Genomic DNA, 216 nt, shown 5'->3' with positions numbered 1-216 from the left:
GCGGGTCAGCCGCGGGCGGCAGGGCGGAATGCGCCGCAGCACCGTCGGGCCGTCCCGGTCCTTCAGCCAGACCAGCCAGCAATAGGAGGTGGCACTGGTGGGCCGCTCCGCGCGCCCGGTCCCGTCCGGCCCCTCGCGCCAGACCGGCACCTCGGGATCCAGCAGGATCCCGCGCCACAGCACCACGCGCTCCACGAAGGGCAGCACCAGCGCCTC

General features: G+C 75.5%; 1 protein-coding gene. It reads right to left on the bottom strand.

The genetic code is table 11. From position 1 onward, the window contains the following. Nucleotides 1-216: hypothetical protein (locus CVM50_RS00005; RefSeq protein ID WP_198431823.1), on the bottom strand; the 216-nt coding region annotated here is incomplete at both ends.

Source organism: Pseudooceanicola marinus, from assembly GCF_002786295.1.
GTDB classification, from domain to species: domain Bacteria; phylum Pseudomonadota; class Alphaproteobacteria; order Rhodobacterales; family Rhodobacteraceae; genus Pseudooceanicola; species Pseudooceanicola marinus.
Note: the sequence above shows the minus strand (reverse complement) of the source record. Positions and strands in the feature narration are given on the sequence as shown.